The following is a 23,468-nucleotide window of genomic DNA, read 5'->3' as shown; positions in this document are numbered from 1 at the left end:
CTATAAGCGTCAGGTCTGTTTTTATACCGAAAGGAGGCTGCTTATGTTTGAACAGGACTATATTATGCGGCAGATAAAGGAAATGACCGCTATAATGGCAAAAATAATGTTCGGAGTAAATGACAGGAAATCGTTCTATATGCTGCAAGAGGTCGAGAGACAGAAAGTTCACGCGCTCGTAACACAGGTGAAAAACGGCGAACCGAAAGAAGCTGTCCTGGAGCTTGACAGGCTCACCGACAACAACACAAAGGAAAATATGATGATAGGTCTTGAATTCTACGCTCAGCTCAGCGATATGGACGAGGAATACTTCATCAACAGCGGCTACAGTTTCGGAAATATGAGAGATGATTTCGAGCACTTTGCCAAAAAATTCGGCATGGAGCAGATGACAGAGCTTTACTTCGGAAAAGATGAAAATAACGAATAAAAAGCAGTAAGGGCGGATAATATCCGCCCTTATATTATTTATGCTATACATTTAAAGTGTGCAGGGACGACCATTGGTCGTCCGCAAGTTACATATGTTTATCGGCTTATCGCGGACGCCAGCCCCTACAATCAGCTCTCTGCTAAGGGCTAAAAAAGGGACTGCCGAGGCAGTCCCTTTTTTATTATCAGCCCTCGATCTTAGGAAGATTTGCAAGTGACTTTGCAATTTCTTCGTCTGTCGGGATATAGTCGCTCATAGTACCGTCATTGTATGCGCCGTAAGCGTACATATCAAAGTAGCCTGTACCTGTAAGACCGAAGAGGATAGTCTTTTCTTCGCCTGTCTCCTTGCACTTGAGTGCTTCGTCGATAGCTGCGCGGATAGCGTGGCTGCTCTCAGGAGCAGGGAGGATACCCTCAACTCTTGCGAACATCTCAGCAGCCTCAAATACAGCTGTCTGCTCAACAGATGTAGCTTCCATAAGTCCCTGATCGTAAAGCTCAGAGAGTATAGAGCTCATACCGTGGTAACGGAGTCCGCCTGCGTGGTTAGGTGAAGGCATGAAGCCGCTGCCGAGTGTGTACATCTTCTGGAGTGGGCAAACCTTACCTGTGTCGCAGAAGTCGTAAGCGTAAGCACCTCTTGTTAAGCTTGGGCATGAAGCAGGCTCTACAGCGATGAAGCGGTAATCAGCTTCACCGCGGAGCTTTTCGCCCATGAATGGTGAGATAAGTCCGCCGAGGTTAGAACCGCCGCCTGCACAGCCGATGATGATATCAGGCTTGATGTTGAACTTGTCCATAGCAGTCTTTGCTTCAAGACCTATGATAGACTGGTGAAGGAGTACCTGTGCAAGAACGCTTCCGAGAACGTAGCGGTAGCCTTCCTTTGTTGTAGCTGCTTCAACAGCCTCTGAGATAGCACAGCCGAGGCTTCCGTTTGTGCCTGGGAATTCTTCGAGTATCTTTCTGCCGATCTCTGTAGTATTTGAAGGAGAAGGAGTAACGTTTGCACCGTAGGTACGCATAACTTCACGGCGGAAAGGCTTCTGCTCATAGCTTACCTTTACCATGTATACGTTACAGTCAAGATCAAAGTATGAACAAGCCATTGAAAGAGCAGTACCCCACTGACCTGCGCCTGTTTCTGTAGTTACGCCCTTGAGTCCCTGCTTCTTAGCGTAGTAAGCCTGAGCGATAGCAGAGTTGAGCTTGTGGCTTCCGCTGGTGTTGTTGCCCTCGAACTTATAGTAGATCTTAGCAGGTGTACCAAGCTTCTTTTCAAGGAAGTAAGCTCTTACGAGAGGAGATGGACGGAACATTTTGTAGAAGTCCTGTATCTCCTGTGGAATGTCTATAAAAGGTGTAGTTTCATCAAGCTCCTGCTTTACGAGCTCGTCACAGAATACGTGGCTGAGATCCTCGGCTGTACAAGGCTTTCCTGTACCCGGGTTTATGAGCGGAGCGGGCTTCTTCTTCATATCAGCGCGTACATTGTACCACTGCTTTGGAAGCTCGTTTTCCTCAAGATAAATTTTGTAGGGGATTCTCTCATCTGACATTGACATAGCAATTCTCCTTTTCGTTTTTTAGATTTGACGTACTATGCAGAGTCTTGGATATAAAAAAACTTCCGTCTCCGCATATAAATAATGCGGGGACAGAAGCGGTAATTCTTCTGCGGTGCCACCCTGCTTGACGATAAACGTCCACTCAGCACGTACATTGATACGTCGGTTTTGTTAACGCAGCTCCTCTGCGTCGCACCTACGCGGTACAGTAAAAACTGCACTTTCAGCTTGCCCTCGGAAGTCCATTCATACCGTATCCCTTACCTGCTTTCAGCCGCCGCAGGCTCTCTGAAAAGTTCTTACGGAACTACTACTCTTCTTCATCGGTTTTATAACACATAATATACCCTATTAATCAGAATTATATCACAGCTTGTGACCTTTGTCAAGGGAACTTTCAAAAATCCTTTATAAAATTGCCATAATAGCGTACATCTGAGCATATTTCAGCTGCTCATTGACGTTTATGTGCAATGGGAAACTGTCCGCACGGGATAAGGTTCATCATAGGCTCTCGGAATGTGCTCCAACATCAGCACATATCTCCCATACGGACAGCTCCTGAGTTAGCTGTAACTAATTTTTCTAAAAAGACTTTTCTTTGCTGCAAAAAAATGGTATAATAAAATGTACGATCATTTTATGTCACTTCGATACTTCGCACGGGTACGTGAGATACTTTCTTCGCTTCGTTTGATAAGGTTGAGAAGTGATGACGAATACTGGGCATAATCCTTCTGGAGAGTTGCGGTGGTAACATAAAGGGTATCGAAATTGTCTACACAGTCGTTGCCGTCAAGGGCGATACCGCTGGACGCGGCTTTGATATTGGCTTCGCTCATGGATACTATTGCGTTTGCACTGTCGTTTGCGATGACCTTGGGGATACGGAAAAGCTTCTGGTCGTTATGGGGGTTAGCGTTGTAAACGATACGGAAAAGCTTGTAGACAGAGAGCATAAGATAGGAGGATACCTCCTTGATGAGAGTTATGCTGTTAGCCTTCTGAGCAAGGCTGAAAAGAAGACTGATAGAGTTGTTGATAATTCTTCTGTTGAAGTTGATGATCTCTGGTGAAGGCATTTTCATGCTGTTGTTTCCGTCGTCATCGGGGATATCTTCGATAGTGATGGTTTTTCCCTCAGGTTCGGGAGTTCTTCCAAGAAGATAGTCACAGGATACATTGTAATAATCAGCGATCTTTACAAGGAAATTAAGTCCGCATTCACGTATGCCTTTCTCGTAGTGTGAGAGCAGAGCCTGTGATATACCAAGGTCTGTTGCAGCCTGTTTCTGGCTTATATGTCTTTCCTTACGCTGTAAAGTGATTATTCTTGCAAAATCTGAGTTCATTGAAATTCCTCCTAAATCTGATACACGCTCTAAAAGCTGTTATTAATATTATAATACAAAATGTATAATTTGTAAAGATGCAGAAGTATGAAAGAATTGTAGAAAATTTATTGCATTTTTCGTGAATTTTACTAAGAGTTAAAAAAACGGGCAGTAAATTTGTGCAAAATTATCCTACCTGTATGTTTTTATTGTACAATCTTAAAATAAAGGAGACCGCCATGAAAGGTTACAGGATAAGTATTATCCGTCACGGAATGACGGAAGCAAACGAAAAAGGTATTTACATCGGAAATACCGATATACCGCTCTCAGCCAAGGGTGCAGCCGACCTTGCGGCAAAAATGGACGAATTCTGTTATCCTACCGTCCACAGAGTCTATTCATCACCGTTGAAACGCTGCACAGAGACTGCGGAGATATTGTTCCCATATACTGAGCTATGCACGGTAGATGACCTGAAAGAGCTGAATTTCGGCGAATTCGAGAACAAGACCATTGACGAGCTCGCAAAGCGCGAGGACTACAATAAATGGCTTCGCGGTGGCAAGGACAGCCGTCCGCCAAAGGGCGAGAGCCTTGAAGAGCTTACTGCCCGTACCTATAAGGCTCTGCACTACGTCATAACCGATATGATGGAGACAGGTCTGACCCACTGCGCTATGATAACTCACGGCGGAATCATCTCGAATATGCTCAGCTGCTTCGGTATACCGAAGTATCCGCCGTCGCAGATAACTGCTGAGGCAGGGGGCGGATTTGATGTAATAGTTACAGCTCAGATGTGGCTGAATTCTCAGGCATTCGAGATACTGGGCTATTGTCCTTATGACAAGATACCCGACGCCGAGGATTGAGCCGTTAGGCATTAGCCATTAGCCGTTAGCCATTAGCCGTTAGCTATAAATGCATGAATAATTGTCCAAAATCTGCCGATAATATCTGCAAAACTGGTTTTCGGAGGCGCAGATATGAAGGTCAGAGAGCTTATCCGCTATTCAAAGGGACTCCTTGCGGGCAGACGTGCAAGGACTATGATGATATGCATACTTCCGCTTGGGGCAGAGCTTTTCTTTCGCTCATCGGAAGCGGCTGTATACAGCCTTATGCTGTATTTCGGGGACTATGCTCCCATAAAGCTTTTCGGCGGCGATGAGCCTTTGCAGCTTGCAGTTGCGGCAGTTACGGCTTTACTCAGGTGGGTGACGACTGCGCCTCTCATGTATGCGGCGGCAATGCGGCTCTACAGTATAACTGCCGAGAAAAACGAACTCAGGCATAAGCCGTTCTCGCGGATACTGCTTAGAAAATGCACGTTAAAGCGCAGTATATCGGCAAAGCTCTGGACCAAGACAATAGGGCTTTTTACGCTTGTTCCTGCGGTATTCTTCGGAACATCGGCATATACTCTCCTCAGCGGAAAAATGTACGCAAGAGAGGCGTTTCTTGCGATAAATGCCGTATTTCTGACTTTGGTATCGCTGCTGATATGGGCATCTCTGAAGCTCAGCTTTGCGGCTGTGCCATTTCTGCTGGTGAGATACCCAAAGCGGACTGCATTCCGCACAGTCATATATACCATAGGCTTCATGCGCGGAAGAAAAAGCGTACTTCTCAGGCTTATAGCGGTATATCTGCCGCAGATGCTGACTATAGCGGGACTTCCTTACGGACTTACAAAGCTGATGAACGCTTTTTCGCTGAGTATAGATATTTTTATCAAGGAGGACGAATACCTTGAAGCAAATAGAGCTGATAGCGGACGTGGAAAGACCAACAACGCTGGAAAACTTTCTCGTAGGGAAAAAAGGTGTTTCAAAGCGTCTGCTGACAAAGCTTAAACGTCAGGAGGGCGGCATAACTCGGGACGGTGTTACCATAAGGAGCATTGATACGGTCTCTGCAGGGGACAGGATAATCCTCAGCATGGAGGACGACAGCTTCCTTGAACCAAACGGCAGCCTCGATGTACCCATAGCCTTTGAGAATGACAGCCTTGTGGTGTTCAATAAGCCCAGCGGTATGCCTGTACACCCGTCCATACGGCATCAGGGGGATACACTCGGAAATTACTTTGCCTACCGCTATCCCGAGCTGACTTTCCGTTCGGTGAACAGGCTTGACCGCGATACCTCGGGACTGTGCATAGTTGCCAAGGACGCTCTTGCAGCAAAGCTCTTGCAAGGGCACTGCAAAAAGGTCTACTATGCGGCAGTACACGGCACTATCCCCGAAAGCGGTACGATAGACGCACCTATTGCAAGGGAGAGAGAGTCTATAATCCTGCGCTGTGTGCGCGAGGACGGACAAAGAGCCGTTACCCACTATAAACGTCTCGATACAAACGGTAAGTACTCCCTTGCGGAGATAGACCTCGAAACGGGACGAACTCACCAGATAAGAGTACATTTTGCTCATATCGGAGCTCCCCTTGCAGGCGATGACCTGTACGGCGGACTTCGTGATGATATATCAAGACAGGCTCTGCACTGCGGAAAAATGAGCTTCAGCGATCCGCTGACAGGTGAGCCTGTAACAGTTTCCTCAGAGCTTCCCGAGGATATAAAGTCACTTTTCAACAAACAGGAGGAATAAACATGGAAAAGATAGCAAGCTTTCAGGTAGACCACACTAAATTCAGCGTAGGACTGTACATATCAAGAATAGATGATGATATCGTAACATATGATGTCCGCATGGTAAAGCCAAACGGCGGAGTATACCTCGAAACACCGTCTATGCACACTATCGAGCACCTTTTCGCTACATATGCAAGAAATTCGCAGTTCGGAAAGAACATCGTATACGTAGGACCTATGGGCTGCCGTACAGGCTTTTATCTGCTCACAAGAGGTATTTCACACGAAGATGCAATAAAGCTTGTTCGTGAGGCATATACTTTCATAAGAGACTATGAGGGCGAGATCCCCGGCTGCACAGAGGTAGAGTGCGGAAACTACCGTGAGCACGATCTTGCTTCTGCAAAGAAGGACGTTGTGCCGCTTCTTGAAAAGCTTCAGGATTATACAGTTGAGATGCTGAATTATTCGTGGCATTTTGATAAATAATAAGCGGATTTTTGTATACAATGACGAAATATCCCCTTGAAACTTGTTTTCGGGGGATTTTTTCGTTGTATTATCACATAAATTTGGTATAATATTATTTGTTGGACTTTCAATGGGAAAGTTTTTAAATAAGAAAGAAAGGAGATGCTGAAAAGATATGGACGATAATAACGGGCTGTTCGATGAAGAACAAAACGGGCTGTTTAACGATGAAAATGATGAATTGTTCAGTGAAGTGCAAAGCGAACTGTCAGACGAAGCCACCGAAGCCTTTAGTGAAGATGTAACTCCCGAAGATGATATATCTCCCGAAGAAAAAGCCGAAAGAGAACGCAGGTCTGCCATACTTGCAGAGGCGTACAGGATAAATTCACGGTACAGTAAAATGGACTTTTTCACAAGAGCAGGTCATTTTGCGGTAAAAGTATTTGCGGCAGTCCTTATAGGCGTAATATTGGGCATAAAGCTCATATTCTCCGAGCTTGTCGACCTTGGCAAGTCTATACTGAAAGCACTCCTGTGGCTCTTTAAGGAGCTTATATCTCCTATGAAGAGCAGATTTGATCTGAACAAGAAGCTACAGAAAAATGTCCGCAAAGCCAAAAAAGAGGACGAGCGCGAATACAAAAAGGCACTCATTAACTTCTGGGGTTCGTACCTTTTTGGTGAGGACGGAGTTTTCTACACGGCTTTCAATTATATACTGCCCATACTTTCCATTGCATTCCTTGTGGGTATAGTCAAATACGGCTCGGGACTGGAATACGGTCTGAGTGTAGAGTATAACGGCAAAGAGATAGGTATGATAACTGCGGAGGCGGACTTTGAAGAGGCTGAACGTGAAGTCAAGCAGAGAATAGCTCACTCGGAAGAAGCGGAAAAGATCGACCTTTCGGCTAAGTATTCGCTCAGGATAATAAATGAGAACGATACTGTTTTTTCTGCGGCTCAGCTGGCTAACGAGATGCTTACTGCCTCGGATCAGGCTCTCAAGGAAGCTTACGGTATCTATATCGACGGTAAATTCGTAGGTGCTGTACAGAATAAAGACAAGGTGCAGGACGCTCTCAACGACAGGATACTCAATTTCCGCGTTGACGGTGTTGTAAAGGATCTCGGATATAAGAACACTGTCGAGTATTCTCACGGAATATACCTTGCAAGCAGTGTTATGGCAGAAAAGGACGCTATCGACCTTCTTACATCTTCCAAGGACAAAAAGGCTGTATATATTGCTCAGAGAGGAGATACAGCTGTTTCTATCGCACAGAAGTATAACATGGAAACAGAGAAGATCGAAGAGCTCAATCCGGGTATATCAGAGCAATGCCGCAAGGGTACTCTGGTAAATGTTATCGAGAAGGAAAGCTATCTTCCTATACAGTATGTCCGCGAGCTTGATGCTGTCAGCTTCCTTGATTATGAATCCGTGGAAGTGGAAACCAGCTCACTCAATAAGGGCGTAAGAGATGTTATCGTAAAGGGCAGACGAGGCGAAAAGGTCAGCCATATCGAGGTTACTTTTGTTGACGGCAAGGAGTATTCACGAAAGACCATAAGCTCAAAGGTAACAAAAGAGCCTGTTGTGGAAAAGATAGGTATAGGTGTATACGCTGCAAGACCTGACAGTCCGAATACTATCCTTACAGGTTCGGGCGAGTTCGGCTGGCCTGTTGACGGTGGATATATAAGTGACCACTTCGGCGGTGCAAGAAACCACAAGGGACTTGATATAGCTGCTGACGGCGGAACTGATATCTATGCGGCTGCTGACGGCGAGGTAGTTTCGGCAGGCTGGAACACAGGCGGCTACGGTTACTTCGTACAGATCGGTCACACCGATGAGTATCAGACGGTATACGGTCATATGAGCAAGGTACTCGTTGACGAGGGACAGTATGTATCACGCGGTCAGCTCATCGGCAAGGTAGGTACTACAGGTGACTCAACAGGAAACCACTGTCACTTTGAAGTGCGTCACCACGGAATATGCCTTAATCCTGAGTTGTTCCTGAATACAGTTAACAGCTTCGATGATGACAGAGATAAGGATAAAGACAAGGATAAGGATAAAAAGAAGAACTAACAGAAAAGCCACTGCATTTGCAGTGGCTTTAGTATTAAAAAAATGATCGGATCAGGGAAGTATTATCTCAGCCTTTAGCCTTTAGGCGTTAGCTATTAGCCTATGTGTCGCCTTCGGCGAATATTTTAAATAATGTGAGCGTAAGCGAACTCTTTCGGCTAAGAGCTCATGGCTAACGGCTTTATTGCACAGTTTTTCCCTATTTCAATTTATAGTATTATTTCTTGTTCTTTCTGTAGATTATTGCAAGTCCCTTGATAAGCAGGTTGTTGTCGAGGATTATCTTGCGCTTGCACAGCGGCACGACAAGCTCGGAAAGTCCGCCTGTTGCTACAGCTGTACACTTTTCACCAAGCTCTTCCTCGATGCGGTCGATTATGCCATCGAGAGCACTTGCATTGGAGTAGAGGATACCGCTTTTCAGACAGTCGATAGTATTTGTGCCGATAACGTGAGGCGGTACTTCAAAATTGACTTTAGGCAGCTGTGCTGTACGGGCTGTAAGAGCGTCCGCAGCTACTTTCATGCCTGTGAGGATAAGTCCGCCGCGGTAATTTTTCTTGCTGTCAACTACGGAAAGAGTTGTAGCTGTGCCCATATCAATGATGATAAGGGGAACAGGGTACTCGTTTATAGCTGCAACAGCATCAACAGCCTGATCGCTTCCAAGCTGAGCAGGGTTGTCGATGAGTATGTTAAGTCCTGTTTTTACTCCGGGACCTGCTACCATAACGTCAACATTGAAAAGCTTGCGGATAGCTTCTTTTACTGTATTTGTTACAGACGGAACAACAGATGACATGATAGCGTCGTCTATGTCGGATACATCAAAGCTGTTCATTTCGAGGATAGTTCTGATAAGTACAGCGTATTCAGCGGCTGTAGCGTTATGGTTGGTGCTTATGCGCTCAAAAAGGACTACCTCGTCCTTTTCATTTACACAGCCGAAAACTATATTTGTATTACCGATATCTACTGCTAAAAGCATAATGGTTCTCCTTTATATATTCGTATTATTCCTGTTCTTCAAAGCGGTCGGTGCGGAAAGGCGCAAGGGGCAGTCCGTTTACGCCGAATAAGGATACCTCCGCATAGTTTGTCCACATGAAACGTGCATTCTGCGGATTTGGCACTTTTTCGCTCCTCAGCTCTAAATACGGGAGCTTTACCGTTGCGTCTGCAGGATAGTACACTCCGTCGGCACCTGCTATCTCAAAGCCTTCGAGACAATTCTCGTTCTTTCCGCCCAGTCCCTTTTCACAGTTCATAAGGTGTATGAGGATTGAATCATCTATTATCTCGAAATTGTCGTATAACGGCGGAAGAGACATACTGTAGCCCATAAGTCCGTAGACCTCGGTCATTGCCTGCATATACAGTCTGTGACCTACGGGAGCTTTGTCAACAGGGTGGATATTGTTGAATTCTCCGCAGTCGAGACAAACTGCAAGACCTGTATTCTTTACTGAAAGATATACGTTTTCCTGAGCTTCGCGGATATATGCCCAGCTCTTGGTATCAGGTGTATCTTCGTATATGAACATGGGGAGCTGAACTATCATAAAGGGCAGTTCCTTGTCCTTCCATGTGTTTCGCCAGTTCTGTATGAGGTTTTTCAGCAGATATTCATAGGTGTGAGGACGGTGGTCGTCGGACTCTCCCTGATACCAGAGCACACCTGTGATAGTGTACGGAGCTATTCTGCTTACCATGGTTTCGTAAAGTCCGCACGGACGCATTGGATTTTTGATACCCATAGGTCCAGGATAACGGTTCTCACCGAATAATTCTATGACTTTTGCCCATTTTACGCCAGGATTTGCAGCAATATACTCATTTACATTCCTGTCCCATATAGTCTGTTTAACGGTATACTCGTCAAACTCTTTTATCATCTCTTCGTCGGTCTTGCCTGCAATGGCGTTGTCATAGTCATCAAGGTAAGGCTTCAGACGTATGTCATGTTCGAGATATTCTCTCTTTATCCATGCAGATGCGGAAGAACCGCCCCAGTTGCAGCCGATAATGCCTACTGTGACTCCAAGACGATTGCTGAGTTCCTTTGCAAAGTAGTAGCCTACAGCCGACCATGAAGAAGCATTTTCTGCGGAGGGCATCATCCAGCAGGACTCTCTTTCCGCGCGTTCAAGGTTCTCGTCCACCATTTCGCACTTTGGCGTATAATAATATCTTACATTGACATCGTTGCACTGAGTCAGCTCTTTGATGCCATTTTTGTCGTTGTGGAGCTCGTATTCCATATTGGACTGACCGCCTGCCAGCCACACCTCGCCTATGGCAACGTTATGGAATATCTTCTTTATAGCTCCGCAGGATATCTCCAGTGTGCAGGAATTGCACTCCTTGCGCGGCGGCAGGATAGCCTCCCACCTGCCGTTTTTTACAGTAGCCTTTGCGAAGCTTTCAAGCTCGGGGATAGCTACGGTTATTATTTTTTCATCAGCGTTGCAGGTGCCGAATATGCGGATATTCTTGTTACGCTGAAGCACCATATTATCGCTGAAAACAGCGGCTGCTCTCATTAAATTACTCCTATTCGTTTAGTTGATGCCCATAAGAGAGGGTGGGCAAGTTTATTTTCATATGGAATATTATGTCTCCTACGTGATGAAGGATATTTTATTTGAATACAAGTGCGCCTGAGTTTTCAAGAGATTTAAGCAGGATAAATCTTGCTTCGTCACGACATTCGGGATTTGCCATATAGTATATATAGGTCTCAAGTACATTGATAGGGCTTGCTGTCCTGCCCTCTATCTTGAACTGCTCAAAGCCCATAGGCACGTACTTGTCCCAGATATCATCGGGGGAGATATGTGTGCTGAGACCTTTTATATCAAAGAGACCTCTCTGTGAGTAAGGGCAGTCACGGAAATGCTCGGGATCGTACTTTGAAGCGTCAAACGGCAGATTAGGATATTTTTTGATATGCTCGTTGTAAGCTATCTGCTGAACGCCGATAGAGTGATAATGCGCTGAACGGCGCGGACAATTAGGCACACAGCAGGCATTTGAAAGGAACTCTATGCGAGGTCTGTCCTCCATAGGTATCTGTTCAAGCAGATCAAACTTGTTATTGAGGTCATAGTCCATTACGACTATGCTGTAATCCTTTTTCAGCTCGTCAAGAAGTCCCTCTAAGGAATTCAGACGCTTGCAGGTCGAGCTTGTAAGCTTGTAGTTAGGGAAATTCCTGCGTATATAGTCCTCGAGTATAGGCGACATAACGATAGCCTCATTGAGACCGTTGTTCGCCAAATTCATGACCATATTGCAGAACGGATCGCTGAGATGCTTCTTTTCGAGTGCAGGGTTTGTGAATGTGAAGCGAAGAGGTATACCTCTGTCGTTAAAGGTCTTGATGACGCTTTTTACAAAGGTCTTGTCACAGACTCCGCCCTGTGTTCTGCCGCCGTTCCATATTGACGGTGGAAAAACGCCGTAGAATGAAGCGATCTCCACACCCTCGCGGAATAATTCGGGGCGGTGGGCAAGCATTTCCGCAAACATAACATTAAGCTTGAAATTTCCCGAAAAATCGGGAAGATGAAAACGAACTCGCATAGTATTCTCCTTAAATTAATGTATAGGCAGATTTTAGTGTTTTTTATAACATAAAAGTTGAGAGTTGAGAATTGAGAGTTGAAAGTTATGGAGTCGCCTTTGGCGATAAAAATAAAATAACGTGAGCGAAGCGAACACCTAAACTCTCAACTCTTCACTCTCAACTCTAAACTCAGATCAATTTTTGCAAGGCAAAAATTGATCTAATCTATGCAGTCACCACGTTCGGATACGACCTCGTATCCTGCGGAGTTTATGCGTCTTTGCAGGCAGCTGCGACATTCTGCGGCTTCCTCGCCTGTGCATATCTTATTGTCGTAAAGATCGTACTTCTTGCGTACCTTTACAGGCGAAAGATTAGGCATTACTACGTTGCAGCCTGTTTGCAGGCCCAGCTCTCTGCCGTTTGGAGCAATAGTGCCGAGTGCTGTTGTGGCAGGGAGAAGCACCTTAGGGAACATAAGGCGGAGTATACCGAGAAGTCTCAGGGTAAGCTCTAAAGTGCCGCCTTTTTCCTCTGCAAACGGGGTATTGTGATGGGGGATGAAAGGTCCTATGCCTATCATCTGAGGCTGCAATTCCTGTAAAAACCGCAGGTCTGCTATTATATGCTCTGTGGTCTGATGAGGAGCTCCCACCATGAAGCCAGCACCCACCTGATAGCCCAGCTCGCGCAGTTCAAACAGGCATTTCTTACGGTTTTCAAGGCTCATGCCCTCGGGGTGGAGCTGTGAATAAAGCTCCTCGGAGGCAGCTTCGTGACGGAGCAGATAGCGGTCCGCACCTGCCTCTTTCATGCGCTTGTAGCTTTCGTATGAGCGTTCTCCGAGGGATAATGTAACTGCACAGTCGGGATATTTCGACTTTATCTCGGATATCACATCACACATGAAGTCGTCGGTAAATGTGCCGTCCTCGCCGCCCTGCATTACAAATGTTCGGAAGCCCAGCTCATAGCCGTTTTCACAGCAGCTGAGTATATCCTCGCGGGATAAGCGGTAGCGGTCAGCGTCCTTGTTGCTGCGGCGTATACCGCAGTAAAGGCAGTCGTTTTTACAGTAGCTTGATACCTCGATAAGTCCGCGGAGAAACACCTTTTTACCGTAGTGTTTCTGCCTTACCTTATCTGCTTTTTCTCTAAGCAGCTTTGCAGCAGCTTCGTCATCGGTCTCAATAAGAGATTTCAGCTCGCTGTCGTCAAGGTCGCCTGTAGTATAAAGCTTTTGGACAAGTTCTGTCATATCAGCCGCCCAGCCTTATCATTTCGTCTATGCATTTTCTTGCCTTTGTGATGAGCTCGTTGTCCATGAGTATCTCAAATGCGTCACCGTCACCGCCGCTGATACCAACAAGAGTGTTGTATATGTCGGGGAGAGTAGTGAGCTTCATGTTGTGACAGACGAGGTCACGGCTTACAGGATAGAATTTCTTATCGGGGCAGTCATACTGCAAATGCTCTACGATAGAATTCTCTGTACCGATGATGAATTCCTTTTTGTCGGACTTCTTTGCGTAATCCATGATACCTGTGGTAGAGCCTACATAGTCCGCAAGTTCAACTACCTTAGGAGTACATTCGGGGTGAACAAGGAAGAGTGCATCGGGGTGTTCTTCCTTTGCTTTGAGGACTTCCTTTGGAGTTATCCTTGCGTGTGTTGGACAGCCGCCCTGTAGGAGCTTTATGTCCTTGTCGGGGCACTGCTTCTTTATATAATCACCGAGATTGCAGTCGGGGATAAACAGTATCTTGTCGCTGTCGAGAGCCTTTACTATTTTAAGTGCGCTTGAAGAAGTTACACATACGTCGCAGACTGTTTTCAGTGAAGCGGTTGTATTGATGTATGCAACTACGGTGCGATCGGGCTCCTGTGCGCGTATCATGTTTATCATCTCAGCGTCCATTTGTTCAGCCATAGGGCAGCCTGCGTGTTTATTGGAGAGAAAAACGCGCTTCTGAGGTGAGAGCATTTTTGCGGTCTCAGCCATGAAGTGGACTCCGCAGAAGAGGATATTCTCCTGAGATACGCCCTTTGCGTCAACGCTGAGCTTGTAGCTGTCGCCGACGAAATCGGCTATCTCGCATATCTCACGCGCCTGATAGCAGTGTGCGAGGATAGCTGTATTAGTCTCCTTTTTGAGCTTTATGATATTATCCTGTAATTCACGGACAGTCATATATATACTTCCTTTCTGGAGTAAAATTACAATTAACCCATTTTATCAATTATATCACATATGAGATATAATTTCAAGTAAAATACTTTTTTCGCTGATATGACAGCAAAAAGGTACAAAAAATCAGGGGCGGATATTTTCCGCCCCTGAATATATAGTATGTCCGTATCAATAGGAATAATCAGCTGTCTCTGCTATTACCTCGACTTCTGCAAGTACGCCCTTTGGGAGCGTTTTTACTGCAACGCAGCTTCTTGCAGGGACAGATGTGAAGTATCTGCCGTATATCTCGTTGAAAGCAGCAAAGTCATTCATATCAGCAAGGAAACAGGTAGTCTTTACAGCCAGATCAAAGCTTGAGCTTGCTTCCTCAAGAATTGCCTGGATATTCTTCATTATCTGCTTTGTCTGTTCCTCGATAGTAGTGCCCTTAACGGTATTGGTTGCAGGGTCGATAGCTATCTGACCGCTTGTGTAGACCATTCCGTGTGAAACGATAGCCTGTGAATAAGGTCCTATTGCCGCAGGGGCTCTGTCTGTGCTGATCTTGATCATAATTATTCCTCCGTTCTGATGAGCGCAGGTTTAGCCAAAACTTATCTGCTTACGCGCTCTGTCATTGTTTGTATTATTATTTTCTTCTTCTGTGCTTTCATCTTCGTCGTCCCAGTCCCAGTCTGAGTCATCGTCCCAATCATCCCAATCCCAGTCTGATGAACAGTCGTCGTCATCGTCGCCGTTTTTAAGCTCAAATGAGATATACTCAGGGCATGATGTGTCGCCCTTAGGTGTGATATATAACAGTAAATTAACGTAAGATACATCTTCGCCATTGAAGGTCATGTGTGTTTCTTCCTCGGTAATGAATACAGGGCCTTCATAGTTCTTGGCAACATATTTTGAGGTTATTGACTTGCAGTATTTATTGAAGTCAAAATCGCTTCCCTCAACACTGTAGATATTAGCACCGTCATTTTCACCCTCTGCAACAAGCTTGTAATCCTGACCGCAGAAGTGAAGTATACCGTCCTCGGAAATAGTCATTGGGTCTTTCTTGAGAGCTTCCTCAATATTGTCAGGCTTCAGATCTTCAGGAAGATCACCCCATGAACCGTGACCGTTTTTTCTGTATTCGCCTGCATATGTCTTGATATCAGGTATATTTGCGGCACTTTTTGACTTTTCGGACTTCTTGGTGTCTGTTTTTGTGTCATTTTTTTCATCTGAGAGGGCTGTAGCCTTTGAGGACTTGCTTTCCTTGTCTGAAGACTTGTTCTTGTCTGCGCCGCAGCCTACAAGTGTTAATGCCATAACGAATGCTGTAAATCCATATAATCCCTTTTTCATTTTTATTCTCCTTTAATATGTAAATCCCTTTTTTATTGATTGAATTCTATTAAGACTCGCTGTCTACAGGAACAAATGATAATCTCAAATCGCATGATTTATAGCCATTTGCTGTAATGTACAGCTCATATTTGTCCCATTCCTTGTCTGCTTCAAAAAAAGCAACACCTTCATATTCATTGTCAGCACATTCCGAACTGCCAAATCCCATTGATTCGGTATATGTATTATAGTTGAAACCGCTTCCTTCCGCACTGTAGATATTGGAAAGAGAGTAAGAACCTTCAGGAACGAGCTTATAGTCCTTGCCATAGAAATGAAGTGTCCCGTCCTCGGAAATAGACATAGGATCGTTTACAAGAGCGTCTGATATCGTCTTAACATCAAATGCATCGTACAAATCACAGCCGTTGTAAGATTTTAACATATATTTACCTGCATAGTCTTTTATGTCAGGTATCTTATCGGCAGATTTGGTTTTATTAAAGACCACACGAGCACCCTGTTTGTCAAAATCTTCTTTTGAATCAAATGAAAGGCTTAAAGCACATTTTTCATCGCCTTTTGCTGTAATATGAAGTGTAAAGGATTTGAAAACTGTATCTTCGTCAAATTTTGACTGACTTTCTGATGCTGTGAAATAAGCAACGCCCTCATAGTCTTTATCTACGCATTTGATCGACATACGTTTGGATTTGTAGTATTTATCAAAGTCAAATCCGCTTCCTTCAACGCTGTAGACATTTTCTTCTTTATCGAATTTGTCAAAGACTTTTTCCGTAACAAGCTTGTAATCTTTACCGCAGAAATGCAAAGTACCGTCCTCGGAAATGGTCATAGGATCATTCTCAAGTGTATCTGCGATATCTTCGATATCAAATACATCAGGATAACCGTCATCTTCTGTACCATAGCTTGTCATGACATATTCGCCTGCATAGTTTTTTATGTCAAGTGAGCTTTTGCCTGATGTTGAGCTTTCTTTATTTTCGTCAGAAGAAACTGTAGTCTTTGATGACTTGCTTTCCTTGTCGGAAGTCTTGTTCTTGTCAGAACCGCAGCCTACAAGTGTTAATGCCATAACTAATGCTGTGAATTCATATATTCCCTTTTTCATTTTTATTCTCCTTTAAGTGAAAGGAATTGGTTTGTTGTTTGCTGGTATATGCATATAATAATCACTTTTGAGAGCTTTGTCAAGGGGATAAAGTTAAAACTTTATTATATATATCCTGACATATATTCTTTTGCATATTTTAGCATATTTTCACTTGAAATGAGAGAATATCAAGAAAGGGATCATCTGCAAATTTGCCTGTATTAAGGGATTTTTTAGCTGCCGGAGCAAGTATGCACGGGAGCTGAAAAAGGATTACAGCACTGTATCTTAGTATTATTTTTAACGAACAGAAAGTGCTGTGAATGATAAAAAACAGAATGAAGATATTCTAAAAAACTATGAATGAGTTCATGCGAACTTATAACATAATTTAAAGAACTTCAAGTATTGCCTGTGTCATCTGGGTACAGGTAAGAGGTGTTTCTCTGCTGCTGCCTCTGATATCCGCGGTGCGGCAGCCTTTTGCTAGTGCCTTTTCCACAGCTGCTTCAATGGCATCTGCTTCTTCGGAAAGACCTGCGGAATAGCGGAGCATCATTGCTCCCGAAAGGATAGCAGCTATAGGGTTTGCCTGATTTTTGCCTGCGATATCAGGTGCAGAACCGTGTATAGGCTCGAACATACCACGCTTTGAAGCTCCCAGCGATGCAGAAGCCAGCATACCGATAGAGCCTGTTAACTGTGAAGCTTCATCTGAAAGTATATCTCCGAACATATTTGATGTAACGATAACGTCAAACTGCTGGGGATCGCGTATCAGCTGCATTGCGGCGTTGTCCACGATCATATCTGTATACTTTACATTAGGATATTTCAATGCGAGCTCATGCATGGTCTTGCGCCAGAGTCTTGAGGATTCAAGGACATTTGCCTTGTCGATGCTGCAAAGGCGTTTTCTGCGCTTCATGGCAGTTTCAAAGGCAACTCTGCCTATACGCTCTATCTCGGTGACACTATAAGCTTCGGTATCGTAGGCTTCTCTGCCGTACTTTCCCTCGCGGTAGCCCCGGTCGCCGAAGTATATACCGCCTGTAAGCTCGCGGACTATCATTATATCAAATCCGCTGCCGATGACTTCATCTTTCAGCGGAGAAGCTTCGCGGAGAGCAGGGTACAGCTTTGCAGGACGCAGGTTCGTAAATAGTCCAAGGGCTTCACGGATACCGAGGAGAGCCTTTTCGGGACGGTTATCACCGGGCTGGTCGTCCCACTTAGGACCGCCTACAGAACCGAGAAGTATGCTGTCAGACTCCAGACAGCCGTCTATTGTCTCAGGTGGGAGAGGTATGCCCATTTCATCTATGGCACAGCCGCCTATGAGGTATGGCGTGAAAACGAATTCGTGACCGAATTTATCGGCTATCTTTTTTAGTACCGCAACGGCACTGTCCACTATCTCGGGACCTATTCCGTCGCCCTTTAACAATGCTACTTTAAGTCTCATAATATCACCCTTTCTGTTTTCGGCTGTCAGCCATGAATGCTTCCTGACAGCTGAATGATATATTCAAAGCGAGATATCCTCGCTTGATAAACGTTTCCAATAGCTTACCACTGTTTTTCTGATTGAGTTTCCAGTGCCTTATAGCAGCGATATGCAGCATAGCACATACCTGCTGTTGTCAGCAAACTGAGTACCATTGAGGCAGACGTTATCAGGGCTCCGCCGATGAAATTGCTTATAAAGTGCAGAAACATGGCTAAAGGCAGCATGAGCTTTGATTTGTTCATCTGTATGCCGTAGAATATGAGCACAGTCACGGCAATGCAGAATGCCGAGCCTTCTATGAATGATACTAAATTCACGAGAAAAATATCGGAAGCTGCTCTGCCCGTGCCGATAAGATTAAGGCAAGCCATTCCTGCACCGAATTCCTCGAATGCACTGTGACCTATGCCGTAGGTAACAGCGTCCCTGCGGTCGTCATAGGAGGTTAGCAGATACCGCAGCACAAGGAACTTTGCGCCCTCCTCAAATATGCCGTAGAGCAGTCCCTGCTGTAAATAAAAGGAGAGCCAGTCACTGCGGTCAAATCCTGAGCGGATAGCTCCCGCAACTATAAAAACAGGGAAGCATACCGCAAGCGCAGCAGGTGCAGGGAGTATCCGTGCGCCTGTTTTTTTGTGCCAGAATATCAGCAGGAGCAGCGGACCGAGCAGTTGCGTCAGTCCTGCAAGAAGGCAGTTGATGTCTGTCATAATTATCTCCGTAATTTACTTAACTTTAACGTGTTCAGGCGGAGATCCGTTACCGCCCCTCAGAATATCAAATACATTGTTCTTCTCAAAATCGCCGATTATCTCCGAGGGAAGCAAAGACCTGCACTGTTGCTCGTCAGCCCATACAAAGGAACTGTGCTCAAAGCTAAGCCTTACGTTTTCTTCATCTGTTTCGCACAGATATACTATGAGCAGGTCGGGAAGCTCATGGTTTAAGATCGCAACATAAGCGATATTGCCTATCCTTATATCCGTAATGCCTGTTTCTTCCCTGACTTCTCTTTTTATTGCTTCCTCGGGAGTCTCTCCGCTTTCGATATTGCCGCCTGCATTTTCCCATGTATTTGCGCCTGTGTCATCGCTTTCACAGCGTTTTATCAGAAGAAATCGGTTGAGTTTTTTATTGTAAATGATACATTTTACGATTATTTTTGCTATCATTTACGTTTCCTCAGAATGTACCGTTGGAAATGGACTGCATAAGTCCGCCGTTTTCGATTATTTTCTGTATGAATTCGGGGAAAGGAGCTGTTTTGTACTCCTTACCCGTAGTTAAATTGCGTATGATACCGTTATCAAGGTCGGCTTCCACCTTGTCGCCCTCGGATATCTCCTCGGCTGCCGCAGGACATTCCACGATAGCAAGTCCGATATTTATTGCGTTGCGGTAGAATATACGCGCGAAACTATTTGCGATAACAAGTGATACTCCGCTTGCCTTTATAGCTATGGGAGCGTGTTCACGTGACGAGCCGCAGCCGAAGTTCTGACCTGCAACTATGATATCGCCGTTTTGAACACGGCTCACAAAGGTCTTGTCGAGATCCTCCATGCAGTGGCTTGCAAGCTCGGCATGGTCACTGGTATTGAGGTAACGTGCAGGGATAATAACGTCTGTATCAACGTTATCGCCGTATTTTATAACATTTCCTGTGTATTTCATTTTTCCATTACCTCCCACGGACTTGTTATTCTGCCTGTAAGCGCACTTGCTGCGGCAGTTGCAGGACTTGCAAGATATACCTCGGACTCGGGGTGTCCCATACGTCCCACGAAATTGCGGTTGGTGGTGGTCACAGCTCTTTCTCCTGCGGCAAGTATTCCCATATATCCGCCTAAACACGGACCGCAGGTAGGTGTTGAGACTACTGCGCCGCTTTCGATGAATGTGCGGAGAAGTCCCATTTCCATAGCATCAAGGTATATCTGCTGAGTTGCAGGGATAATGATAACGCGGACATTTTTTGCGACTTTGTGTCCTTTCATTATCTCAGCGGCAGCTATAAGGTCCTCAAGTCTGCCGTTTGTGCATGAGCCGATAACTACCTGATCTATCTTGATTTCGCCTATGTTATCGAACGTTCTTGCGTTTTCGGGAAGATGCGGAAAAGCCACGGTAGGTTCAATCTGAGAAAGATCTATATCTATGACTTCATCGTACTCCGCATCGGGGTCAGCCTTGTATATAACAGGCTCTGCACCTCCGTGCTGACGGATATAGTCAAGGGTGATATCGTCAACCTCGAAAATCCCGTTCTTTGCGCCTGCTTCGATAGCCATATTCGCTATGCAGAGGCGGTCAGCCATTGAAAGTGAGGAAAGTCCCTCACCTGTGAACTCCATAGAGCGGTAAAGTGCGCCGTCAACGCCTATTATGCCGATAATGTGGAGAATAACGTCCTTTCCCGAAACGTATCTGCGGAGACTGCCCGTCAGGTCGAACTTTATTGCTGAGGGCACTTTGAACCATGCCTTACCCACAGCCATGCCGCAAGCCATATCCGTAGAGCCTACGCCTGTTGAGAATGCTCCGAGAGCACCGTAGGTACAGGTGTGGGAGTCTGCGCCAATGACAACATTACCTGCTGTGACAAGTCCTTTTTCGGGGAGCAGAGCGTGTTCAATGCCCATTTCTCCCACATCGTAAAAATGTGTGACTTCCTTTTCGCTGCAGAAATCACGGCACATCTTGCACTGCTCTGCCGCTTTTATGTCCTTATTGGGGGCAAAATGATCCATGACCATTGTGACCTTGTTTTTGTCGAACACGCTGTCCTTGCCAAGCTTTGCGAACTCCTTTATAGCTACGGGAGAGGTGATATCGTTTCCGAGAACGAGATCGAGGTCTGCGAGGATAAGCTCTCCTGCGCTGACGGACTCCTTGCCCGAATGAGCCGCAAGTATCTTCTGCGTCATTGTCATTGACATTTTTACACGCTTCTTTCATATATATTGGTCTTTACACAGACCATGGCGTTTTTATTTCACTGTTTTGAGGCAGTTCTCACCGCGCTCTATAGCCACGATACCAGTGCGGCACATCTCCATTATGCCGAATGGTTTCAGAAGCTCGATGAATGCGTCTATCTTTGAAGTCTCGCCTGTCAGCTCGCAGGTAAGTGAAGCAGGGGAGTAATCCACTATCTTTGAGCGGAATATCTCAACGGCAGTCATGATATCCTGTCGGATATCAGCCTTGTTTCTTACCTTTATGAGCAACAGCTCGCGTATTACTGTCTCGTTCTTGTCCATTACCTCTACTTCTCTTACGTCATAGAGCTTCTGGAGCTGATGCAGTATACGCTCCTTTATATCCTCATCGCCGTGAAAGGCGATAGTTATTCTTGAAAATCCGCTTGACTCGGTCTCGCCAACAGTAAGGCTGTCGATATTGAAGCCGCGGCGTGTGAACATTCCCGAAACTCGTGAAAGTACACCTGATACGTTTGCTACTATAACTCCGATTACATACTGATCCATAACTGTCACCTCACTTGATCTCGGTAATAATATCGTCTACCGAACCGCTTGGGGGAAGCATCGGAAGTACGAATTCATCGCTGTCCACTGCGCAGTCGATGACGAAAGTACTGCTGCACGAAAAGGCTTTTTCAGCCAGCTTTTTCAGCTGTTTGGTATCGCAGGCACGTCCGCCCTCTGCACCGAAAGCCTCCGCAAGCTTTACGAAGTCCGTTTTGCGGTCGAGAGTGGTATTGGAGTAGTGCTTGTCGAGGTAAAGTGTCTGCCACTGTCTTACCATTCCAAGAACGCCGTTATCCATAATAATTATGGTTATGGGCAGTTCCTGAGAAACGGCTGTAGCAAGCTCATTAAGGTCCATGCCGAAGCTTCCGTCACCTGTGAAGAGAACGACTCTTTTTCCTGTTGCCATTGCAGCTCCGATAGCTGCGCCGAGGCCGTAGCCCATTGTGCCCAGACCGCCGCTTGAAAGGAAGGTACGTGGCTTTTTGAGGGGATATCTCTGAGCAGTCCACATCTGATGCTGACCTACGTCTGTGACTACGATAGCATCATCGGGAGCATATGAGCTTATGGTATCAATTATATCGTAAGGGTTAAGCTTTCCCTTTATCTTCTTGTGTGCAGCCTTTGTCAGGCGTTTTTCCTCTTCTCTCAGCTTAGCGATACGCGAAGTCCATGCAGGGTGTTTTTTTTCATCTATCATGGCAGTGAGACGCTCCACAGCATCGAGGATATCGCCGCGTATGGAAAGGTCGGCAGGGATATTCTTGTTAAGCTCCGCGCCGTCTATATCAATGTGGATTATGCTGAATTTTTTCAGTGACCTGCTGGTCTCCCATGTGGAGCGGTCGCTGAATCTTGCACCGAGGGTGATTATAAGGTCAGCCTCGTCCTCGGCAACTGTCGATGCATAATGTCCGTGTCTGCCCTGCATACCGAGAAAACGGGGATAGTCCGAGGGGACTGCGGAAAGTCCCATGAGCGAACAGCCCATAGGTGCGTCTATTTTCTCAGCGAGTGCCATTATCTGTGCGGAAGCCTTGCCGTTGATGATTCCGCCGCCGAAGTAGATATAAGGTCTTTCGGAAGCGTTGATAAGCTCGGCAGCCTTTTTCAGTTTCTGTTCCGAAGAGAAGATAAGGGGATAGGGGATAACAGGCTGAGCATTAGCCTCGAATTCATACTGCGCAAGCTGTATATCCTTGGGGATATCCACAAGTACAGGTCCAGGTCTGCCTGATTTTGCGATCTTGAAGGCAGTACGGAGAGTGTCGGCAAGGTCCTTTATATCCTTGACTATGAAATTATGCTTTGTAATAGGCATGGTTATGCCTACTATATCAACTTCCTGAAAGCTGTCGCGTCCGATGAAATCGCAGGAAACGTTTCCTGTGATAGCGACCATGGGAACAGAGTCAAGATAAGCGGTAGCTATGCCTGTTACGAGGTTTGTAGCTCCGGGACCCGATGTAGCGATGACAACGCCCACCTTTCCTGTTGACCTTGCATAGCCGTCAGCAGCATGAGCTGCGCCCTGTTCGTGGGCGGTGAGTATATGTTTAATACGCTTCTTAGCGGTATATAGCTCGTCAAAAAGATCTATTACCTGACCGCCCGGATAGCCGAATATAGTATCACAGCCCTGTTCGATCAGTATTTCAACAACTATTTTTGCACCTGATATCTTCATATGATCCGATCCTTTTTTATTTATTGTTGGTGATAATATGTGTAAACAAAAAACCT

Annotated in this window: 23 protein-coding genes and 1 other annotated feature; of the genes, 6 read left to right on the top strand and 17 right to left on the bottom strand. The window is 45.6% G+C overall.

Annotated elements, in window-relative coordinates; all coding sequences use genetic code 11:
• The first annotated feature begins 43 nt into the window (after positions 1-43).
• The gene (locus QZZ41_RS02855; protein WP_295067877.1) at positions 44-433 is read left to right on the top strand and encodes a DUF6483 family protein; all 390 of its coding nucleotides are present in this window, start codon (positions 44-46) and stop codon (positions 431-433) included.
• Positions 434-620: 187 nt separating this feature from the next.
• Here QZZ41_RS02855 and QZZ41_RS02850 read toward each other — a convergent pair whose 3' ends face one another.
• Together QZZ41_RS02850 and QZZ41_RS02845 are read right to left on the bottom strand one after the other, a co-directional pair.
• Positions 621-1,997: a TrpB-like pyridoxal phosphate-dependent enzyme gene (locus tag QZZ41_RS02850; RefSeq protein ID WP_295068083.1), complete on the bottom strand. Its 1,377-nt coding sequence runs from the start codon at positions 1,995-1,997 to the stop codon at positions 621-623.
• A gap of 91 nt (positions 1,998-2,088) precedes the next feature.
• Positions 2,089-2,339 (bottom strand) — a binding site (T-box leader).
• Between the two features lie 302 nt (positions 2,340-2,641).
• Positions 2,642-3,358: a helix-turn-helix domain-containing protein gene (locus tag QZZ41_RS02845; protein WP_024861164.1), complete on the bottom strand. Its 717-nt coding sequence runs from the start codon at positions 3,356-3,358 to the stop codon at positions 2,642-2,644.
• 221 nt (positions 3,359-3,579) lie between these two features.
• Here QZZ41_RS02845 and QZZ41_RS02840 point away from each other — a divergent pair, with 221 nt between their 5' ends.
• The 5 genes from QZZ41_RS02840 (at position 3,580) to QZZ41_RS02820 (ending at position 8,512) form a co-directional block, all read left to right on the top strand.
• Positions 3,580-4,215 (top strand): histidine phosphatase family protein, encoded by a 636-nt coding sequence (locus tag QZZ41_RS02840; RefSeq protein WP_074716098.1) that lies wholly within the window; start codon positions 3,580-3,582, stop codon positions 4,213-4,215.
• A 114-nt stretch (positions 4,216-4,329) separates the two neighbouring features.
• Complete coding sequence (locus QZZ41_RS02835) at positions 4,330-5,199, top strand: hypothetical protein (protein WP_295067872.1); 870 nt, start codon at positions 4,330-4,332, stop codon at positions 5,197-5,199.
• Positions 5,096-5,953, top strand: coding sequence for an RluA family pseudouridine synthase (locus QZZ41_RS02830; RefSeq protein ID WP_295067869.1), 858 nt, complete (start codon positions 5,096-5,098; stop codon positions 5,951-5,953). The genes QZZ41_RS02835 and QZZ41_RS02830 overlap by 104 nt, the downstream gene beginning before the upstream one ends.
• A 2-nt stretch (positions 5,954-5,955) precedes the next feature.
• On the top strand, positions 5,956-6,426 hold the full coding sequence (locus tag QZZ41_RS02825; RefSeq protein ID WP_295067864.1) for an S-ribosylhomocysteine lyase: 471 nt from the start codon (positions 5,956-5,958) through the stop codon (positions 6,424-6,426).
• A 157-nt stretch (positions 6,427-6,583) separates the two neighbouring features.
• Complete coding sequence (locus QZZ41_RS02820) at positions 6,584-8,512, top strand: peptidoglycan DD-metalloendopeptidase family protein (RefSeq protein WP_295067860.1); 1,929 nt, start codon at positions 6,584-6,586, stop codon at positions 8,510-8,512.
• Positions 8,513-8,729: 217 nt separating this feature from the next.
• Here QZZ41_RS02820 and QZZ41_RS02815 read toward each other — a convergent pair whose 3' ends face one another.
• From QZZ41_RS02815 to ilvB, 15 genes are all read right to left on the bottom strand, one after another.
• Positions 8,730-9,500, bottom strand: coding sequence for a type III pantothenate kinase (locus QZZ41_RS02815; RefSeq protein ID WP_295067857.1), 771 nt, complete (start codon positions 9,498-9,500; stop codon positions 8,730-8,732).
• 25 nt (positions 9,501-9,525) lie between these two features.
• Complete coding sequence (locus tag QZZ41_RS02810) at positions 9,526-11,055, bottom strand: sialate O-acetylesterase (protein WP_295067855.1); 1,530 nt, start codon at positions 11,053-11,055, stop codon at positions 9,526-9,528.
• A 97-nt stretch (positions 11,056-11,152) separates the two neighbouring features.
• Positions 11,153-12,097, bottom strand: coding sequence for a hypothetical protein (locus QZZ41_RS02805; protein WP_295067852.1), 945 nt, complete (start codon positions 12,095-12,097; stop codon positions 11,153-11,155).
• Positions 12,098-12,300: 203 nt separating this feature from the next.
• Positions 12,301-13,338 carry a [FeFe] hydrogenase H-cluster radical SAM maturase HydE gene (gene hydE, locus QZZ41_RS02800; RefSeq protein WP_295067849.1) on the bottom strand — a complete coding sequence of 346 codons (1,038 nt, stop codon included), beginning with the start codon at positions 13,336-13,338 and terminating at the stop codon, positions 12,301-12,303.
• 1 nt (position 13,339) lies between these two features.
• Positions 13,340-14,272: a quinolinate synthase NadA gene (gene nadA / locus QZZ41_RS02795; protein ID WP_295067845.1), complete on the bottom strand. Its 933-nt coding sequence runs from the start codon at positions 14,270-14,272 to the stop codon at positions 13,340-13,342.
• 168 nt (positions 14,273-14,440) lie between these two features.
• Entirely contained in the window at positions 14,441-14,827 is a 387-nt protein-coding gene (locus QZZ41_RS02790) for a RidA family protein (RefSeq protein WP_295067840.1), read from the bottom strand.
• A gap of 30 nt (positions 14,828-14,857) precedes the next feature.
• On the bottom strand, positions 14,858-15,619 hold the full coding sequence (locus QZZ41_RS02785; protein ID WP_295067837.1) for a hypothetical protein: 762 nt from the start codon (positions 15,617-15,619) through the stop codon (positions 14,858-14,860).
• 49 nt (positions 15,620-15,668) lie between these two features.
• The gene (locus QZZ41_RS02780; RefSeq protein ID WP_295067834.1) at positions 15,669-16,736 is read right to left on the bottom strand and encodes a hypothetical protein; all 1,068 of its coding nucleotides are present in this window, start codon (positions 16,734-16,736) and stop codon (positions 15,669-15,671) included.
• Positions 16,737-17,109: 373 nt separating this feature from the next.
• Positions 17,110-18,183 carry a 3-isopropylmalate dehydrogenase gene (gene leuB / locus QZZ41_RS02775; RefSeq protein WP_295067831.1) on the bottom strand — a complete coding sequence of 358 codons (1,074 nt, stop codon included), beginning with the start codon at positions 18,181-18,183 and terminating at the stop codon, positions 17,110-17,112.
• Positions 18,184-18,287: 104 nt separating this feature from the next.
• Positions 18,288-18,938: a YhfC family glutamic-type intramembrane protease gene (locus QZZ41_RS02770; protein WP_295067828.1), complete on the bottom strand. Its 651-nt coding sequence runs from the start codon at positions 18,936-18,938 to the stop codon at positions 18,288-18,290.
• Between the two features lie 15 nt (positions 18,939-18,953).
• Positions 18,954-19,400 (bottom strand): NUDIX domain-containing protein, encoded by a 447-nt coding sequence (locus QZZ41_RS02765; RefSeq protein ID WP_295067825.1) that lies wholly within the window; start codon positions 19,398-19,400, stop codon positions 18,954-18,956.
• Positions 19,401-19,410: 10 nt separating this feature from the next.
• Complete coding sequence (gene leuD, locus QZZ41_RS02760) at positions 19,411-19,902, bottom strand: 3-isopropylmalate dehydratase small subunit (protein WP_295067822.1); 492 nt, start codon at positions 19,900-19,902, stop codon at positions 19,411-19,413.
• Positions 19,899-21,167, bottom strand: a complete 1,269-nt coding sequence (leuC, locus tag QZZ41_RS02755) for a 3-isopropylmalate dehydratase large subunit (RefSeq protein WP_295067820.1) — start codon at positions 21,165-21,167, stop codon at positions 19,899-19,901. The genes leuD and leuC overlap by 4 nt, the downstream gene beginning before the upstream one ends.
• 51 nt (positions 21,168-21,218) lie before the next feature.
• On the bottom strand, positions 21,219-21,719 hold the full coding sequence (gene ilvN / locus QZZ41_RS02750) for an acetolactate synthase small subunit (protein WP_295067817.1): 501 nt from the start codon (positions 21,717-21,719) through the stop codon (positions 21,219-21,221).
• Between the two features lie 10 nt (positions 21,720-21,729).
• A complete protein-coding gene (ilvB, locus tag QZZ41_RS02745) occupies positions 21,730-23,412 on the bottom strand; it encodes a biosynthetic-type acetolactate synthase large subunit (RefSeq protein ID WP_295067815.1) in 1,683 nt (560 codons plus the stop codon).
• Between the last annotated feature and the right edge of the window lie 56 nt (positions 23,413-23,468).

The organism is Ruminococcus sp., from assembly GCF_016283395.1.
The sequence above is the reverse complement of the archived record's forward strand: the minus strand, read 5'-3'. Positions and strand labels throughout refer to the sequence as shown.

What these genes read in the sequence shown, in the direction of transcription:
- QZZ41_RS02855 (WP_295067877.1), top strand. Translation starts at nt 44, where the DNA reads ATGTTTGAACAGGACTATATTATGCGGCAGATAAAGGAAATGACCGCT.
- QZZ41_RS02850 (WP_295068083.1), bottom strand. Translation starts at nt 1,997, where the DNA reads ATGTCAGATGAGAGAATCCCCTACAAAATTTATCTTGAGGAAAACGAG.
- QZZ41_RS02845 (WP_024861164.1), bottom strand. Translation starts at nt 3,358, where the DNA reads ATGAACTCAGATTTTGCAAGAATAATCACTTTACAGCGTAAGGAAAGA.
- QZZ41_RS02840 (WP_074716098.1), top strand. Translation starts at nt 3,580, where the DNA reads ATGAAAGGTTACAGGATAAGTATTATCCGTCACGGAATGACGGAAGCA.
- QZZ41_RS02835 (WP_295067872.1), top strand. Translation starts at nt 4,330, where the DNA reads ATGAAGGTCAGAGAGCTTATCCGCTATTCAAAGGGACTCCTTGCGGGC.
- QZZ41_RS02825 (WP_295067864.1), top strand. Translation starts at nt 5,956, where the DNA reads ATGGAAAAGATAGCAAGCTTTCAGGTAGACCACACTAAATTCAGCGTA.
- QZZ41_RS02820 (WP_295067860.1), top strand. Translation starts at nt 6,584, where the DNA reads ATGGACGATAATAACGGGCTGTTCGATGAAGAACAAAACGGGCTGTTT.
- QZZ41_RS02815 (WP_295067857.1), bottom strand. Translation starts at nt 9,500, where the DNA reads ATGCTTTTAGCAGTAGATATCGGTAATACAAATATAGTTTTCGGCTGT.
- QZZ41_RS02810 (WP_295067855.1), bottom strand. Translation starts at nt 11,055, where the DNA reads ATGAGAGCAGCCGCTGTTTTCAGCGATAATATGGTGCTTCAGCGTAAC.
- QZZ41_RS02805 (WP_295067852.1), bottom strand. Translation starts at nt 12,097, where the DNA reads ATGCGAGTTCGTTTTCATCTTCCCGATTTTTCGGGAAATTTCAAGCTT.
- hydE (WP_295067849.1), bottom strand. Translation starts at nt 13,338, where the DNA reads ATGACAGAACTTGTCCAAAAGCTTTATACTACAGGCGACCTTGACGAC.
- nadA (WP_295067845.1), bottom strand. Translation starts at nt 14,272, where the DNA reads ATGACTGTCCGTGAATTACAGGATAATATCATAAAGCTCAAAAAGGAG.
- QZZ41_RS02790 (WP_295067840.1), bottom strand. Translation starts at nt 14,827, where the DNA reads ATGATCAAGATCAGCACAGACAGAGCCCCTGCGGCAATAGGACCTTAT.
- QZZ41_RS02785 (WP_295067837.1), bottom strand. Translation starts at nt 15,619, where the DNA reads ATGAAAAAGGGATTATATGGATTTACAGCATTCGTTATGGCATTAACA.
- QZZ41_RS02780 (WP_295067834.1), bottom strand. Translation starts at nt 16,736, where the DNA reads ATGAAAAAGGGAATATATGAATTCACAGCATTAGTTATGGCATTAACA.
- leuB (WP_295067831.1), bottom strand. Translation starts at nt 18,183, where the DNA reads ATGAGACTTAAAGTAGCATTGTTAAAGGGCGACGGAATAGGTCCCGAG.
- QZZ41_RS02770 (WP_295067828.1), bottom strand. Translation starts at nt 18,938, where the DNA reads ATGACAGACATCAACTGCCTTCTTGCAGGACTGACGCAACTGCTCGGT.
- QZZ41_RS02765 (WP_295067825.1), bottom strand. Translation starts at nt 19,400, where the DNA reads ATGATAGCAAAAATAATCGTAAAATGTATCATTTACAATAAAAAACTC.
- leuD (WP_295067822.1), bottom strand. Translation starts at nt 19,902, where the DNA reads ATGAAATACACAGGAAATGTTATAAAATACGGCGATAACGTTGATACA.
- leuC (WP_295067820.1), bottom strand. Translation starts at nt 21,167, where the DNA reads ATGTCAATGACAATGACGCAGAAGATACTTGCGGCTCATTCGGGCAAG.
- ilvN (WP_295067817.1), bottom strand. Translation starts at nt 21,719, where the DNA reads ATGGATCAGTATGTAATCGGAGTTATAGTAGCAAACGTATCAGGTGTA.
- ilvB (WP_295067815.1), bottom strand. Translation starts at nt 23,412, where the DNA reads ATGAAGATATCAGGTGCAAAAATAGTTGTTGAAATACTGATCGAACAG.